General features: G+C 71.0%; 10 protein-coding genes. 5 read left to right on the top strand and 5 right to left on the bottom strand.

The annotated features are described in order from the left end of the window. Window positions 1-91 precede the first annotated feature (91 nt). The 4 genes from ACLJQM_RS30680 to ACLJQM_RS30665 are packed head-to-tail and all read left to right on the top strand — an operon-like array spanning window position 92 to window position 7,011. The gene (locus tag ACLJQM_RS30680; RefSeq protein ID WP_410633787.1) at window positions 92-2,722 is read left to right on the top strand and encodes a fibronectin type III domain-containing protein; all 2,631 of its coding nucleotides are present in this window, start codon (window positions 92-94) and stop codon (window positions 2,720-2,722) included. 27 nt (window positions 2,723-2,749) lie between these two features. Then, window positions 2,750-3,715, top strand: coding sequence for an AAA family ATPase (locus tag ACLJQM_RS30675; protein ID WP_410633786.1), 966 nt, complete (start codon window positions 2,750-2,752; stop codon window positions 3,713-3,715). Window positions 3,716-3,718: 3 nt separating this feature from the next. After that, window positions 3,719-4,870, top strand: a complete 1,152-nt coding sequence (locus ACLJQM_RS30670; RefSeq protein ID WP_410633785.1) for a DUF58 domain-containing protein — start codon at window positions 3,719-3,721, stop codon at window positions 4,868-4,870. Beyond that, a complete protein-coding gene (locus ACLJQM_RS30665) occupies window positions 4,867-7,011 on the top strand; it encodes a transglutaminase domain-containing protein (protein ID WP_410633783.1) in 2,145 nt (714 codons plus the stop codon). The genes ACLJQM_RS30670 and ACLJQM_RS30665 overlap by 4 nt, the downstream gene beginning before the upstream one ends. A 53-nt stretch (window positions 7,012-7,064) precedes the next feature. On the opposite strand, the gene ACLJQM_RS30660 is transcribed toward ACLJQM_RS30665, so the two are convergent. After that, window positions 7,065-8,420 carry a protein kinase domain-containing protein gene (locus ACLJQM_RS30660; protein ID WP_410634072.1) on the bottom strand — a complete coding sequence of 452 codons (1,356 nt, stop codon included), beginning with the start codon at window positions 8,418-8,420 and terminating at the stop codon, window positions 7,065-7,067. Here ACLJQM_RS30660 and ACLJQM_RS30655 point away from each other — a divergent pair. Continuing rightward, window positions 8,340-12,743 carry an FtsK/SpoIIIE domain-containing protein gene (locus ACLJQM_RS30655; RefSeq protein WP_410633782.1) on the top strand — a complete coding sequence of 1,468 codons (4,404 nt, stop codon included), beginning with the start codon at window positions 8,340-8,342 and terminating at the stop codon, window positions 12,741-12,743. The genes ACLJQM_RS30660 and ACLJQM_RS30655 overlap by 81 nt on opposite strands. Window positions 12,744-12,758: 15 nt before the next feature. Here the strand turns inward: ACLJQM_RS30655 and ACLJQM_RS30650 are convergent, their stop codons facing one another. The 4 genes from ACLJQM_RS30650 to ACLJQM_RS30635 all read right to left on the bottom strand — a co-directional run bounded on the left by ACLJQM_RS30650 (window position 12,759) and on the right by ACLJQM_RS30635 (window position 16,797). Next, window positions 12,759-13,355 (bottom strand): hypothetical protein, encoded by a 597-nt coding sequence (locus ACLJQM_RS30650; protein ID WP_410633780.1) that lies wholly within the window; start codon window positions 13,353-13,355, stop codon window positions 12,759-12,761. After that, complete coding sequence (locus ACLJQM_RS30645; protein WP_410633779.1) at window positions 13,352-14,677, bottom strand: hypothetical protein; 1,326 nt, start codon at window positions 14,675-14,677, stop codon at window positions 13,352-13,354. Before ACLJQM_RS30645 ends, ACLJQM_RS30650 begins: the two co-directional genes overlap by 4 nt. Next, window positions 14,674-14,910 carry a hypothetical protein gene (locus tag ACLJQM_RS30640; RefSeq protein ID WP_410633777.1) on the bottom strand — a complete coding sequence of 79 codons (237 nt, stop codon included), beginning with the start codon at window positions 14,908-14,910 and terminating at the stop codon, window positions 14,674-14,676. The genes ACLJQM_RS30645 and ACLJQM_RS30640 overlap by 4 nt, the downstream gene beginning before the upstream one ends. Before the next feature lie 177 nt (window positions 14,911-15,087). Next, window positions 15,088-16,797, bottom strand: coding sequence for a hypothetical protein (locus ACLJQM_RS30635; RefSeq protein WP_410633776.1), 1,710 nt, complete (start codon window positions 16,795-16,797; stop codon window positions 15,088-15,090). Window positions 16,798-16,829: the final 32 nt, after the last annotated feature.

Raw genomic sequence — 16,829 nt, 5'->3', positions numbered from 1 at the left:
GTAACAGTAATACGCTCTCCGGCGCTTAAGAGGATCGTGGCCGCCGGACGGATCGATCGCGGCCGCCGTTTCCCAGCGATTTGGAGGCCGAGTGCCAGGGCAGAGGCGAACGCGTGCCGCGGTCGCGGTGTGGGCTGGGGTGTTCCTGGCCGCGACGACATTCGTGGTGGTCGCGGCCAGCAGCGACGCGCGCCCGGACCTGGACTTCCAGCAGGAAGGGCACTGGGTCTACAACGCGGCCGAGCAAGCCGCCTTCCACGTCAACGGCGGGACCAAGCAGGTCGACGCGCGCACCGGGAAGGTCCAGCTCACCGGTGCCGTTGCGATGGGGCAGGGCGACCGCCAGTTGAGCGCCGTCGGCGGTGGCAAGGCCGTGGTCTTCGGGAAGTCCGACCTCGCCGTAGCGGCCACGTTGGCCGCGCCTGGCGGAGATGTCCCGGTCAGTCTCGAAGTTCCCGGAGGGCCGTACTACGTGTACAAGCAGGCCGGCACGGTGGTGCGATTCGCGCAGCTGCCGCCGGTCACCATGCGGGCCGGGGGCACGGTCGGTGAGCCCGCACCGCTGGCCGACGGCACGATCTGGTTCCAGCGGGTCGACAACGGCGTCTTGTGCCGGGTCAAGCGTGATGCCGGGGAAGTGCTTTGCCCGGTGAACACCGACGGCAAGCAGGGCGACGTGGTGGCGACCGGCGATCAGGCGGTTTTCGTCGACCCGGCCGGGGGAACGATCACCCCGTTCGGGGAACGGGGTGCCGGTACGCCGGCGAATCTCGGGGTGCGGGTCGGCAAGAACGCCCGCACGGCGACCGTCGCGGTCGCCCAGCGGCTCCCCATGGTCGACCCGGGGGACAACCGGCTGATCCTGGCCGGCCTCGACGGCCTCGGCGGCGAGCGGCCCGGATCGGCGCCGATCACCGTCGGCCTGGGCCAGGGCGACTTCGCGGCGCCAGTGACGTCGACGGACGCCGTCGCGGTGCTCGATCGTGCAGGCCGGCGGGTGCTGACGTTCACCCCGACCGGCCAGCAGAAGGCGACCACGCCGTTGCCCGAAGGCGCGGGCCAGCCGCGGATCACCCGCGGTCAGGACGGGCGGGTTTACGTCGACGCCCAGGACGGCGCCCACACTGTGGTGGTCGACCACGACGGATCGGTCACGACGATCGGTATCGGCAAGCAAGATGTGCCGTCACCGGACACGCCGAAGACACCCCAGCCCCCCGTGAACCCGCCACCGGTCGCACCGCACGGAAAGCCGCAGTCGCCCTCGGCCGGGAAGGGGACGAAGGATCCGGCGAAGACGCCTCCGAAGGCGCCGGGTGCGCCGGGGCCGGTCCAGGCGCAGCCCGGCAACGCCACGGTGAAGGTGTCCTGGGGTGAGGCCGGAGCCAACGGTGCGGCCATCACGGAGTACCGGGTCAGCTGGCGGTCGACCGCCGGGGAGGGCACCGACGGCGCGACGAGCGTCGGTGGCAACCAGCTGCAGACCGACGTCACAGGCTTGCGCAACGGCGCGACCTACGTCTTCACGATCATCGCCGTGAACTCGGTCGGCACCGGTCCCGGCGCCGACTCGCCGCCGGTCACCCCGAGCTCCGAGGTGCCAGGGACACCGGGTGCGCCGTCGGCGACCGCGGGCGAAGACGGCACAGTCAAGCTCACCTGGGCGCCGGCCGACGGGCAAGGCCACCAGATCACGGGCTACACGGTGACCGCGCACGGCGCGGATGGCAGCACGACGGCTGCAGGCACCTCGACGGAAGCCTCACTCACCACCGCGACGGGCGTGTTGACGCTCGGCACCGCGTACACCTTCACCGTCACCGCGGCCAACGAGCTGGGGCTGTCCAGCGCGGATTCGCCGTCGAGCGGTGCGGTTTCGCCGTACTCGCCGGCCGCGGCGGTCGGCGGTCTCGCCGCGGCAGCCGACGACTCGACAGTGACCCTCACCTGGACCGCGCCTGAGCTCAACGGCGGCGACCTGGCCGGATACCTGGTAGAGGCCGACGGCCTGACACCGCAGACGGTCACCGGCACGACGACGACCTTCAACGGGCTGTCCAACGGCACGAAGTACAGCTTCACCGTGCGGGCGCAGACCCGCCAACGCGGCACGACCGGTGCCACCCTGGACGGCGCGCCCGCGACAGCGGAGGCCACGCCCGGCCGGGCCCCGATGGTCGACGTGACCGGGGCTACGAGCAGCGGTGACCGGCAGATCACTCTGACAGTCAACGTGTCCGACTACAGCAGCGGCGCGGTGACCTGCCACGTCGTGTTCAACGGCGCCGAGCGTTGGACGGGCGGTTGTGCCAGTGGCAGTTCGATCACGGTCGGCGGCTTGGACTACGCGACCACGTACGACATCTACGTGACGGGCGAGAACAGCTTCGGCCGCGGGCCCACCGGGTCGAGAGGATCGGCGCGCACCAACGACCCGCCGCCTCCGCCGTCGTCGGTCTCGGTGTCGAAAGGCGCGGCCTACTCCGGACCGGAATGCACGGACCCGAGCTGTGCACGCGTCACCATTTCAGCGCGCAATTTCGCGGCCAATGCGAGCTATTCCGTGTCCTGCGTCTCGACCATGGGCGGGAGCTACTACAGCTACACGGCGCGGACCAACGGATCCGGCGCTTTCGACAGCTCCGTTTGCTTCTTCGGGTACCGAGGCAAGCCGGTCTGGGCCGTCGTCGGTTCCGTCGAATCCAACCACCTCACCTGGTGACCCGGTTTCAGTGAACGAGGAGAACGAATGAACCAGCACCTGACCCCGGGCGACGCCTACAGCTTGATCTCGGCCAATGTGCAGCGCGTCGTGCAGGGCAAGCCCGACGTGGTCCGGATGGCGATCGTCGCCATGTTCGCCGAGGGTCACGTCCTGCTGGAGGACGTGCCCGGCCTCGGCAAGACCACGCTGGCCCGCTGCCTCGCGGCCAGCGTCGACGGCACGCTGAACCGGATCCAGTTCACGCCGGACCTGCTGCCCGGCGACATCACCGGCGGGTCGATCTACCACCAGAGCAGCGAGACGCTCGAGTTCCACCCGGGCGCGATCTTCGCGAACATCGTGCTCGCCGACGAAATCAACCGCGGCACCCCGAAAACGCAGTCGGCCCTGCTGGAGGTGATGGCTGAGGCGGCGGTGACCGTCGACGGTCACCGCTACGCCATGCCACGGCCGTTCTTGGTGTTGGCGACGCAGAACCCGATCGAGCTCGAAGGTACCTACCGCCTCCCCGAGGCGCAGCTCGACCGGTTCCTCGTGCGGCTCAGCGTCGGCTACCCCGGCCACGACGCCGAGGTGCAGGTGGTCCTGGGCGACATGGCGGGTGCGACGCCCGCACAGCTCGGTCCGGTCATGAGCCACGACGCGCTCGCCGGAGTGATCGCTTCGGTACGCCAGATCCAGGCACACCCCGCCGTCTGCTCGTACGCCGTGAGCCTCGCGGAAGCCACCCGGCAGCACGAACTGGTGCGGTTCGGCGCGAGCCCCCGGGGCAGCGTCGCGCTCGTCCGGGCGGCACGGGCCTGGGCGGCCACCGACGGGCGCACCTACACGACCCCCGACGACGTCAAGGCGGTGGCACCGGCGGTGCTCGAGCACCGCCTCGTGCTCACCCCGGAGGCGGAGCTCAACGGGCGCAGGCCCGCCGACGTGCTCGGCGAGGTGCTGCGCGGGGTTCCCGCCCCCGGTGGCTCAGCGATGGTCCGGGGTTGAAGCGTGCCTTCCATTCCTGCTGCCAGTGGCCTCCGGTTGACCCGCCGGGGCACCGGCGTACTGGGCGCCGCCGTCTTCTGCCTCGCCGCCGGGATCGGTCTGGGGTTCCCGCTCTTGCGGCTCGTCGCCGGCGCGGCGCTTGCCGTGGTCGTCGCGGCCGTGGTGAGCTGCTTGCGCCGGGTGAGCGTCGACGTGCACCGGGAGCTCGTGCCCGACCGGGTCGAGAGGGGCGACACCGCGGTCGCCACGCTCACTCTGACCAACCGGTCGCGGCGGCGCAGCGGTGGGTTCACCGCGGTCGACCCACCCACCGAGGACGCCCGGCTCGCCGTGCACCCGCTCGCTCCCGGGGCGTCGGCCGAGCGGGCCTACCGGCTGCCGACCCAGCGCCGCGGCGTGCTCACGGTCGGTCCGCTGACCGTCCGGCGCGACGACCTGCTCGGCCTGGTCGTCGCGGACGCCCGCAGCGGCCGCACGTCGACGCTGCTCGTGCATCCGCGGCGGCACCGCGTCGGCGTGAGCCTCGGCGCCCACCCGCGCCACCACCACGAGGGTGTCATCGCTCCGCGCCCGATGGCGGGTTCGACCGACCTGCGGGCCGTGCGCGAGTACGTGCTCGGCGACGAGCTCCGGCACGTGCACTGGCGGGCCACCGCCAAGACCGGCCGGATGATGGTGCGCGACTACGTCGACCCGGCGCAGCCCCGGTTCACGGTCCTGCTCGACGACCGCGCCGGAGCGCTCGACGAGGACGGATTCGAGGCGGCCGTGGAGATCGCCGCTTCGCTCACCCACGCCGCCGCGGCCGCAGGCACCCGGACCCGGCTGCTCACGACGACCGGCCTCGACCTGAACACCCGAGGCGGCGTGGCGGGTAACCGCGTACTGCAGGACGCCCTCTGCGCCGTCGAGCAAGGCACCGACGAGCTGAACTCCGAGGTCCTGGTCTCGCGATGTGACCGCGGCACCAGCCTCGCTCTGCTCGGCGGCACGTTCGAGACCGCCCTGGTCGGCGCATTGGGCAAGAGGGCGCGCGAGGTGACGTTGTTCGACTTCGGCCAGTCCCAGCCGGTTGCGCTGCCCGGCGTGACCGTCATCAGGGAGCGTGACGCCGTCGTGGCCGCGGCGGCCTGGAACCGGGTGGTGGCCGCGTGACCCGGTTCGCGGCGTGCGCCGCGGTGGTCGTCGCGGCCGGCATCGGCGGGCTGCTGTTCCAGCCGGTGTTCACGCTGCCCGCGTTGCTGATCCCGGTGCTCGCCGCCTGTGGGGCCGTTGTGGCCGCAGACCTCGCCACCGTACGCGCGCCGGCCGTCCTGAGGCCGCCGCTGGCTCTTCTCTTCGGACTGCTGGCCCTCATCGCCACCGTGCTGCGCCCGACGTTGAACGGCTTCTTGCCGACGTCAGCGACGGTGCACGCGCTGGGCGACGGAGTGCTGCGCGGGTGGCTGCGCACCCTGGAGAGCACGTGGCCCGCCCGGCCGGAACCGGAGCTCCTGCTGTTCGTGCCCGTTCTCGTGCTGCTGACCGGCGTGCTCGGGGTCGAATGCCTTCGCCGGGACCGCAGTCCGCTGGTGGCGCTGGTTCCCAGCCTGGCGCTGGTCGGGCTTTCGCAGGCGTTCTCCGTGGCCGACGGCGGAGACGCCTTGCTGTTCGGCGGCGGCTACACGGTGGCCGCGGTCGTCGTCCTGGCCGCGGCGAAGTCGGCGGAGAGCCGGAGCGGGGCACCCGCCGGGAACCGGCGTGCAGCGCAGCTCCGCGGTTCGGTCACCGGGTACGCGTTGCCGGCGGTGGTGACCGTCGCGGCGATCGCGGCCGGCTGCTTGGCGTTCACGGCGTGGACGCCGCTGAGCAGGCCCGCCTATTCGCTGCCCGCCCACCACCAGCCACCGACGGTCACTTCGGTGCTGGCCAACCCGCTCGAGGAGATCGGCTCACGGCTGGCGACCCCGGCCGCCGAGGTGTTCCACGCCCGCGTCTCGGCACCGGTCGATCGGTGGACCGCATCGGTGCTAAACCGCTTCGACGGGGTGAATTGGACGAGCAGCGCGCGGTTCCGGCCGCTGGGCAGCTCGCTGCAGGCCGTCGCCGGGCTCCCAGCAGGTGGCCCGATGGCCGAAGCGGCCGTCACGCTCGCGTCGGCGCCCGGTGCGTGGCTGCCCACGGTCACCCGGACCGACCACGTCGACGGAGCCAGTCCGCTGGTGGACACCACCACGGGGACCCTGCTGTCGACCCAGGCCGCGGACGGCCTGGCGTACCGCTTGTTCTGGCGTCCGCCTTCGGTGGACGCCAAGGAGCTGACGTCGTCCGATGTGGACGGCGCGGCGGACGGGCTGGAGCCGGTGGGACAGCTGCCGAAGGAGATCGCGCCGCTCCTGCGTGAGGCCACCGGCGGATCGGGACCGTCGCTGCGGACCGCTTTCGTCCTGGAACAGTGGTTCCGCAAGAACTACAAGGTGGCCTCGGGGCAGGACATCCCGACCGGGCACGGCTACGCCCAGCTGAGCTTCTTCCTCGCCTCGAGCAAGCGCGGCACGAGCGAGCAGTTCGCCACGGCCTACGCGGTGCTCGCGCGCGCAGCGGGACTGCCGGTGCGGGTGGCGGTCGGGTTCCGGCAGCCGACGGCCGTCGCAGGCGGCTCGGTGGTGGTGCACAACGGCGATGTCCTGGCGTGGCCGGAAGTCGCGGTCCGCGGGGTCGGCTGGGTGCCGCTCGACCCGGCCGGCGCGGCCACCGCCGACGCCGGACGACCGGAAAGCAGCGTGGCGCAGGCCACCGACGACGCGCGCAAGAACCTGCCGCCGCAGCCGGACACCCGGCCGCAGCCGACGACGAACCCTCCGCCGCAGCCCGCGGTGACCGGCACTCCTTGGTGGGTGTGGGTCGCGCTCGCCCCGCTGGCTCTGCTGCTGCTCGCCGCGCTGACACCCGTCGTGGTCAAGACCGTGCGGCGCCACCGCCGCCGTCGCGGTGCACCGGCGGAAGCGGTGATCGGCGCGTGGCTCGATGCCCGTGACCGGTTGCGTGATCGCGGCGTCGCGGTGGTGCCCGGCATGACTGCACGAGAGCTCGCGGCGGAGGTCGGGCCCGGCTACCCGGAGGCAGTCGGTCAGGGGCTCTGGCAGCTGTCCCAGTGCATCGACCTGGCGTTGTGGTCCGGGTGGACCGCCTCCCCTGAGATAGCGCGGCGGGCCTGGTCGGCGTCCGACGCCGTGCGCGCCGCCAGCCGAGGCAGCCTGCGGCAGCGGATCGCTTCGCTGTTCGCAGTACGCAGCCTGCTGCCCGTACGAGCTTAAGGGTGCCGAAGGGGCGCCGGAGAGCCCGACGCCTCTTCGGCGTTCACGATGAGCTAGGTGCCTTGGTGCACGCACTGTGCCTGGCGAATACCGAGGCTTTCACTGGCGGCCGTGCGATTCCCGCTGTCCCAGGTGGCCTGGATCTGGAAGCAGTACTTCTTGCTGGCCGTCACGTCGACCGTGTAAGTCGTCTGACGGTCGGCGAGTTTGACGGTCGGCGCGGAGCCACCTTCTTCGGCGATCACGACCGCGTAGTCCCAATCCGGCTCGCCGGTCCACGAAAGCCGCACCTGCGCGCCGAGGTCCTCCGGCGGGGCAAGGACCGGCGCGGCCACGGCAGTGACCGGAGAGGTCGGTGCGGGGGACGGTCCCGGAGCGGCCGCCGGCGGCGGCGAGGTGTCGCGGGTCAGCAGAACGGTGAGCCCGCCGCCGGTCACGACGACGAGCGCGGCCGCGCCGGCGATCAGCCAGCGGGTGGCCGCGGACATGCGCTTGGGCTGCTCCGGTTCCGGGACGGCCGGCCGCAAGCCGGTCTCGGTACCCGGTACGAAGCCGGCCGGGAACGATCCTGCACTCGGACGCAGACCGGTCGAGGCCGAGCCGTCGTACGCCGTGTCCGGAACCCATTGCTGCGGAGTGACGGGCGGTGCGGACAGCGTCGCCAGCTCGGTCGCGAAGTCGTTCGCGCTGACATGGCGGGCGTCCGGGTCGGCGGCGAGCGCTTTGCCCAGTACGGCCGAGAACTCCGGGCCGGCAACCGTCTCCGGCAGTCCGGGTGCCGGTGTCGCGACGGCGCGCAACCGGTAGTCGCGAAGGGATTCACCCTGCGCCCGCGGGATGGGCGGACGCCCGGTGAGCGCGGTGTAGAGCGTGGAACCCAGGCCGTACACGTCCGAGGCGAAGCTCGACCGGCCCTGATAGACCTCGGGACCAGCGTGTTCCCACGTCGCGTAATCGGCTCGGGCACCGTCGGCGTCGGCGTGCAGCGTCAGCCCGAAGTCGCCGAGCACGGGCTGGCCGGTGGGGCGGAAGAGGACGTTCGACGGAGTGATGTCCCCGTGCACCAAGCCGGCGTCGTGCACCGCGTGCAGGGTCACGGCCAGCCGCGCGCCCAGGACCGCGACCTCGTCGGGCCGCAACGGCCCGCGCGCGATCCGCGCGGCCAGCGATTCCCGGCACAGTTCCATGACCACGTACGGCCTGCCGTCGCTGCCGGGGATCACCCCGCTGTGGAACATGGTGACCACGTCGAGGCCGCTGGGCAGCCTCCCGATCGCCTCGCACTCCGCGCTGAACGAATCGCGCGAGCGGCGGTCCGGCAGCGCGGTGTGGAAGACTTTCACCGCGACCTCGCGGTGAAAACTTTCCTGGACCCCGCGGTAAACCGTCGCGAAACCACCTCGTGCGATCGGCGTCAGCCCCGCCAGGCCCGGTATCCGTGGAATGTCATTGCTGCTGTTTTCGAAATCCACGCCGAAAGCGTAGCGCCCGGCGCCCCGCCGGCGATAGTTTCTGCGAGAACTGCGGACCCCGTGGGAGAAAAAGTGCGCATTCGTTTGTCAGTCCGTGATCCGCGCGATGGGGTGTTACGCGATTTCGGTATCGAATGCGTACCGGAGAACACCGCGGGTGAGGTGCTCGACGCAGTGGGGGCGGTGCTCGGCGGCGCCGGCCCGGCGGGCATCGACGGCAACCGGATCGACCGGACGGTACCGATCGTCGATTCGGTCGTGCGTGACGGTGTGGTCCTGGACTTCTCCGGTGCCGTCGCGTCGCTGCTGGCAGCCGCACGCGGTCCGGTGCTCCGGGTCGTGTCCGGACCCGACGCGGGCCGGTCACTCCCGCTCGTGCAGGGCCGGGACACGCGGATCGGCCGCCGCGGCGACGTCGACCTCGCTCTCTCCGATGGTGATGTGTCGCGGCTGCACTGCGTGGTCCGGTGGGACGGTACCCGGGTCAGGCTCGTCGACCCGGGTTCCCGGAACCGCACCGTGGTGAGTCACGACGGCCGGTTCGATGGCCGTCCCCCCTTGGCCCAGGGCGTACCCGAGGACTTGCCGGCAGGAGAGCAGTTCCAAATCGGCGGAACCCGGCTCGCCGTCGAAGTCCTCGGTGCGCACGTTCCGCCGAGACCCGACGGGAAGGGCGGTCTCCTGGTCAACCGTGCACCACGCACCCGCGCACGCTTCGCAAAGTCCACCGTGGAACTTCCGGCGCTTCCGCCGGTTCAGACCGCGCACCGGAGCCCGCTGCTGCTGATGGCCGGCCTGCCCCTGGTCCTGAGCGTGGTGATGGCTTGGGTGTTCCACCAGCCATCCTTCCTGATGCTCGGGTTGCTGTCGCCGGTGATGGCGGTCGGGATGTGGTGGAACTCGCGCCGCGTGGCGAAGCAGGCCAACGCGGACAACGCCCGCGACTACGACCGGCGTCTCGCCGGTGCCAAGGTCGCGGTGCACGCCGCCGTCGACGAAGAAGACGCTTTCCTGCGCAGGGAGTGGCCGGCGCCGGTCACGGTGCTGGAACGGGCCGAGCCGGGCGCCGCCGGTCTGTGGCAGCGACGTACCGGTGACGACGACTGGCTGCGGTTCCGGCTGGGGCGCAGCACCCGCGCCGCGTCGGTCGGGCTGAACGGGCCCGCGCCGGCGGACGGGTGGCGGCCGCCGCAGCTTGCCGACGCCCCCATCGGCGCCGGCCTCGACGGTGGCGCGCTCGGCGTCGCCGGCCCCGCCTCGGACGCGGGGCGTGTGCTCGACTGGCTGCTGGTCCAGGCCGCCGTCCTGCACGGACCGGATGAACTGCGCATCGCGGTCCTCGCTCCCGGTTCGCGAGATCTGCTCTGGACGCGGTGGCTGCCGCACCTGAGGACCGAAACCGGCGGTGTCCGTGCGGCGTGGGCGCACGAAGCGGTGGGGGACGCGGTGAAACCGCTCACCGAACTCGTGCGAACGCGGCTGGAAAGCCGGCGGCCGGGTGAAACCGTGGCGGACACGCTCGTGGTGCTCGTCGGTGCCCGGGCACTCGGCGAGCGGCAAGACGTCACCGATCTCCTGCGGGAAGGCCCCCTCGCCGGGCTGCGGTTCCTCTGCGTGGATGAATCGGTCGCGGCACTGCCCAGCCAATGCGGCGCCGTGCTCGCCCTCGAGCCCACCGGCGACCGCCTGAGCGTGGCGCAAGGCGATCCGTTCGCGGTGACCGCCGACCGGATCGGTACCGATGCGGCGGAACGGGTGGCGCGGATGCTGGCGCCGCTGCGGGTCGTCGGATCGGCGAGTGCGGCAGCCGCATTGCCGGACATGGTCCGCTTCAGCGACATCGTGCCGGCCATCGCCCAGGACGAAGTGCGCGCCACCTGGCAACTGACCCCCGAATGCACCTCGGTGCCGATCGGCGCCGACGCCTTGGGGACCGTGCACGTGGATCTCGTGAAAGACGGCCCGCACGGCGTGATCGTCGGTACCACGGGCGCCGGCAAGAGCGAGTTCGTCACCACCTTGGTCGCGTCGCTGGCGCTCGCGAACTCCCCGGCGCACCTGAACTTCCTCTTCGTCGACTTCAAGGGCCACTCGACGTTCCAGGACCTCGAGCGGCTTCCGCACGCGGTCGGCACGGTCACGAACCTCGACGGCGCGGTTCCCCGGTTCTTCGCCTCGCTGCAGGCGGAACAGCTGCGCCGGCAGCGGTTGTTCGAAGCGGCCGGTGTGAGCGAATTCGGCGGGTACAGCCGTGCGGCTGCCCAGAAGAGGTTGCCGCCGCTGGCCCGGCTGGTCCTCGTGGTCGACGAGTTCGCCGAGCTCAAACACCACCTGCCGACCGCCGTCGACGACCTCGTCGGCCTCGCCAGGCTGGGCCGTTCACTCGGCCTCCACCTGCTGCTGGCCACTCAGGACGAAGCCGACGTGACGACCCAGATCAAGCACAACGCGGAGCTGAAGGTCGCGTTGCGGGTCAGCCGGTCGGTGAGCGACATGCTCCTGGACAGCCCGCTCGCTGGTGAGATCGGCAAACGGCAGAAGGGGCGCGCCGTGCTGCGGCAATCCGACGTCCTCCGTACGGTGCAGACCGCTTGGTGCGGCGCGCCGAGCGGGAGCACGCAGACCATCGCGTTGCGCGTGGTGCCGCTGCGGGACCAGGATCTCGAGCTGCCCGACCCGCCCCTGAAGAAGAAGATCTCCGCGGACCGCACCGAACTGGACGACCTCGTCGACGCGATCGCCGCAGCCACCGAGGCCACCGGAATCCAGGTTCCGTACCGGCCGTGGCTCCCGCCATTGCCGGACCTGCTCATCCGCGAAGCGTGTGCTCCGGTCCCGTTCGCACTGAACTTGGGTCTGCGCGACGTCCCCGCCGAGCAGCGGCAGGTCCCCTTCGCCCCGCGCCTGGGCAGTGGGCACCTCTTGCTGATCGGCGCACCTCGTTCGGGTCGCACGAGCGCGTTGCGCGCAATCGCTTGCGGACTGGTCGCGGACACGTCGCCCGACGCGCTGCAACTGCATGCGATCGCGGCCGGGCACAGCCTCGGTGAACTGGCGGAACTGCCGCACAGCGGCGTGGTCACCGACGTCGGCGATGTCTGGCAGGTGGAGCGGGTGCTCATTCGCCTCGGCGAAGAGGTGCGGTCCCGTCACGAGACGCTCGCCGCGGCTGGCGTGAGCACTCTGGACGAGCTGCGTGCACGCGACTCCGGGGCACCGCCGCACCTGGTGCTGCTCGTCGACGGCGTCGACACCCTCACCGAACGCGACAGCACGGCTCAGCTGCTCCAGCGGCTGCTGGAGGACGGCGTGACCGTGGGACTCACCGTGTGCGTGACGAGCACCGGAACCAAACTGCGGACGCGGTTCGCCGGGCTGTTCGAGCACCGCCTGAGCCTTCGCCGTGCCGACAACGATTGCCTCGGCGCACTGGGGTTCGCCCACCGCGCAGACGTCACCGAGCTTTCGCCCGGGCGTGCGCTCTTGCGGGACGATTCCACCTTGGTCCAGATCCCCTTGCTGATGGGCGATCCATCCGGTGGGGCCCAACGCGCGGCGCTCGCCGACGAGGTCGGCCGCGCGGCGAAGCGCTGGACACCGCCCAGGCAGGCGCCCCTGCGCGTCGACCGGATTCCGGCCACCTTGCCGCTGTCCGGCGCGCTGGCGTACGGAAACCGGCCGGTCGGCCGGAAGGCGCTGCTCGGAATCGCCGGCGATGAGCTGACCACGCACTGGGCCGACTTCGACCGCGACCACGTGGTGGCGATCGTCGGCCCACGCAAGTCAGGACGCACCAGCGCGCTCTGCTCGATGGCGTTTAGTGCCGCGGCGAACGGTCTCCGCGTCGCCATGGTCGCCGACCGGCGAGGTGTGGCGCACGCTCTGGTCGAGCGGGCGGGGATTTTCGTCGGCGGCGCGGACGAGCTGGCGCAGGCGCTGACGCCGGGGCTGGACGTCCTGTTCGTCGACGATGCGGACCGCCTGGGCTTCCCGGAGCCGCGGCCCTTCGGCCTGCCCGGGCGGCCGGCGCTGGTGGGCGCGTTCATCGCGGACAAGTTCGCCCACAGCCGCGGCCTGGCCCAGGTCCTCGCGGCCGCCGAAGTCGGTGTCGTACTCCGTCCCGAGCGGGGCGAGACGCTCGGCGTCGACTTCCCGCGTCCGGCGTTCGACTTCCCGGTGGGACGCGGCTACCTGGTCTCCTACGGCGAGGCGGTGCTCGGCCGGATCGCCGAGCCCGAGGCGGTCACCCCGGTGGGGTGACCGCCTCGGCGTCGGTCAGCCGACGAAGCGGAAGGTGTCCGAGATCGTGGTGAAGAGCCGGTCGAACCAGGCGGCGAAGTCCACGTTGGGCGTGACGAACGCCAGCACGGCGACCTGGTCCAGCCCCGGCACCGGGATGTGGAACCGGCGGGTGAACGCTTCGGTTCCGGTGTGAGGCAGGCGAACGCGGCCCCACGTGGTGAGAGCCGGACCACCGGAAAGGTCGTGCACGCCGATTTCGGTGCCTGCGGCCCGTGCTTCACGCTCGATCTCGCCCCGCACGCCGGCACCTTCGCCGACGTGCGGGGACAACGCGACTGTGACGTTCGCCGTGAAGACCTGCAGCCCACCGGAGTCGCTGTCGACGTACTCGGTGAAGAAGCCCGCCAGCACCACGTCGACGTGCGCGGACAGACGTCGCAGCTCGGTGCTGAGCGGCGCGACGAACTGGGCCACCGCGGCTTCGTCGTTCGTGTCGGCCCCGTGCTCGGCGAGGGTGCGGAGGACCTCCGCGTCCAGGTCGGGTACGCGGGGATCGACTTCCAGCCAGGTCTCCGGCAGTTGCAACCAGACGCCGGTCGCGGTGCGGCCGGGGAGTTCTTCGACGGTCACCGTTTCACCTCGCCGACGAGTGTTTCCAGGGATTTCCAGCCGAACGTGCCCAGCTCACCGATCCGTTCCGAGGTCGATGGCTCCGGGCCGTACCAGTCGCCGTCGATGTCGCGGCGGACCTTGTCGATCGAGTCGGTGACGTCGGATCCGGTGTTCGCGAGCTCGTCCGCTTGCACCGCGGCGCCGGTCAGGTGGTAGGCATGGGTGACGAAGTTGCCGCCGGGCTTGTCGAAGAGCCGGACGTGGTCCACGAGGTTTTCGGCATCGTGCAGGGAACTGACGGTCTCGGTGCCCTTCGCCGAGAGCCCGGCCTTCCCCACCGCGCCCAGCGATGCGATCCCCAGCGCGACTCCGGCGTCCACCAGCTTCGGTGCTTTGCTGTTGTCGGCAGCGGTCTGCAGGCCGCGGCCGACGACGGCGATCCCGCCCAGCACCAGCCCGGCGCCGTACATGCCCGCGGCGATCTCACCCGCGCCGGGGATCAGGCCGACGAGCGGCGCGATCTGGGTGAGCATCGAACTGCAGTCCGACATCCAGGTGAGGAACTCGTCGAACTCCGTCGACGTGACCAGGGCCTGGAACCCGTGCCAGGCCATTTCGAGGGGGCTGCGGTGGTAGCTGTGGGCGACTTCGCTCGCCCGGTCCACCGCCTCCGCGGCCGTGTTGCCGGCGTCCTGGTGCAACGCCTGGACCCGGCTGCCCGTGCGGCGTGCGGCTTCAAGTCGCTCATTGGCCAGGTCCAGCTGCGTCGAAGCGTATTTCGCGTCGCCGTCGGCTTGTCCCTTGGCCGCGATCGCCTGGCGCTTGACCTGCTCATCCTGCTGGATGTGGTGCTGCGCGTCGGCCGTGCCGACAACATCGGCCGCGGTCTGGCTCACGACCAGCCGCTGCCGGGTGAAGACCAGCCGAGTCTGCGCGGAAGTGGCTTGCCTGCCGGAGTCGGCCGACCGCTGCTGGGCGTCGGCGAGGTTCCGCCTGAACAACTCGGCGTCGGCGGCCGCCGCGGCGGCGGAGCGTTCGGCTTGCTGCGCGTCGAGCTGGTTCTGGACCAGTTCTTCGGCGTAGATCGTCAGCGCGTCTCCGGCTTCCCGGTAGGATTCGGAAAGCCGGTCGAGGTCCGAGCACAGCTCGATGATCGACCGGCCGAAGGCCTCCGCGCCGAGCCCTGCCCACACCTCGCCGGCCTTGCCGTCGCGAATTTTCCGCAGTTCGTCGCGGGCGTGCTCGGCGCGGTCGGAGATGGCCAGGAAGCCGTTGGCGGTACCGCGCACTTGTTCGGGGTCGCCGGGAGCGGGATCCCAGCCCAGGTGCTCGAAGCTCATTGCGCGCCCCCGAGCGTCCGCACGACTTCGCCCTCGGTGCCGGTGTAGGCCCCGAGCGCCTGGTCGAGCCGGTCGGCGAAGTCGTCGAACTTCGCACCCAGCTCACGCCTGCCGTCGCCCCACTTGTCGACGAAGCTGTGGACGGCGTCGGCCAGCCGCGGGTAGCCGGCCTCCGCGGTACTGAGCGAATCGGCCTCGGCAACCGATTCGAGGTCTCCGTGGATCTCTCGCACGGTCGCAATCAGCCGTCCTACTGCCGACGGATCGACCGAGAACCCGGTCATCGCCGGAGCCACTCGGCTGAGGGACTTGGGGTCGCACACCTGGATGACATGCCAAGAGGTCGCTCAGGCGATCGCACCTGTTACGGCTATGGCGGTCCCAGTCCACGCCAAAAGGGACCGCCGAGCTCAGCAGCCATCCTCACGGTTGGTCGGAGCGTGGCCCGGCAACCCGACGCCCGCGACGTAGGAAACCTTGGCCCGGCCGGCGGTGTAGTCGTTCTGGCTGCCGTTCTCCAAGCCGAAGCCGATGGCACCCTTCGCCGAGCTGACGACCACCCCGTTGGAGCCTTGCCCGAAGTCGAGGTCGAGTTGCTCGTCGATGGTGTAACCGGCGAACGCCTTCCGCAGCTCGGCCAGGGTGGAGCCGACTCTGATCCCGCCGACCTGCGTACGGAGGGTCTGGTCGCCGCCGAAATTGCGCACGGCGAGGACCCGGCCCGTCTTGGCCTCGACGCTGGCGCTGAGGCTTTGACCGTCCTTGGCGTACCGCACGCACGACGGGGAGTTCTGGTCGTAGGCGTTGCCCTGGTCGGTGTATCCGCGCTCGCGGAGATCGTTCGCGGTCAGGGCGAGGTTCAACGGCCCGACTCCGTCGAACCGCACGACATGGGGATCCTGGTCGCTCACCTTCGGGCGGTAGCCGATGGTCACGGTCTTCCGATCGCGACCGCCCAGCAGATCGCGGAGGGTTTCGAACTGGCTGCGGAAGAACTCGGCGGCGGGGCCCGCGACCATCACTGCGCCCAGGAGCACACCCCGCCAGCCGAAGACCTCCGCCAGCGCCGCCGGGCTGAAGCAGCCCTTCAGGATGGCGCCGACGTCCGGTGTCCGCTGGTCGACGGCCGCGGCGCACTCCTTGATGCCGAGGGCCTTCGCCATCTTCTCGACGACCCGGTCGTACTCGCTGATCTTGAGGGCGCCGTTGCTGATCGTGCCGCCCCCGGCGCCGAACCGCGTGAGGATGTTGATCAACGAGGTCAGGCCGAACTCGAGCTGGTACAGGGACTCGGCGAAGCCGTCGTATTCGGTCGTGAAGCTGATGTTCTGCTCGCTGCCGAGCTGAAAGGTGAGTCCGGCCTGGTCGAACGGCATCAGGGCCGTGCGCTTGTCGCTGAAGGACTGCTGGGCGACCCATTGCAGGGCGAACCTGTCCTTCGGCCGCTCGGCAACAGTGAGTCCGGCGTGGTTCACCAGGATCGGATAGCGCCGCTTGTCCACGATCCGCACGATCGGCTTGCCGTTCTCGATGCCCAGGCACCAGTGGAGCGGGTCGCTGCCCTTCGTGCCGATGGAGTAGCCCCGGGCGCGGGCGTCGCGTTCACCGGCGCATTTCGGCTGCTCCGCCTCCGCGAACGCGTCACCGGTCAGGGTGTCGAAGCTCTTCTTCAACTCGGTCTTGACCGTGTCCACCAGGTCGGTGAAGGGCCGGATCAGCGGATCCCACCGCGACAGGTGGTAGGTCGTGACGTAGGCGAATCCGCCCTCCACCTTGGAGGGAGCCACGAGTTCCCAGCCTTCGGCCGTGCCGATCCGGTTGACGGCGATGACCACGTCGGCTGCTTCGACCTGGCGGTTCAGCGCGAACCGGAGCGTGACGGGGGCCGGCAGGTCACCGTCGGGCGTGAGGTGGACGACGCCGTTGAGCGACTCGGTTCCCGTGAAGGTCGGCTTTGCGGCCTGGTCGTCGGGGGCCGCCTTCATCGATGGGGGAGCGCCGTCCGAGACGCTCACTCCGCTGCCGATGTCCCGGAACGAACCGCTCGCGGCGTCCTCGGGCGGGTTGGAGGGGCTCGTCAGTTGCCAGACGGTCAGCCCGCTTGCGGCCAGCGCGACCACTACCGCGAGGGCGAGAACGGCACGTTTTTGAC

The sequence above is a fragment of the Amycolatopsis sp. cmx-4-83 genome (assembly GCF_046548815.1).
GTDB classification, from domain to species: Bacteria; Actinomycetota; Actinomycetes; order Mycobacteriales; family Pseudonocardiaceae; genus Amycolatopsis; species Amycolatopsis pretoriensis_A.
Note: the sequence above shows the minus strand (reverse complement) of the source record. Positions and strands in the feature narration are given on the sequence as shown.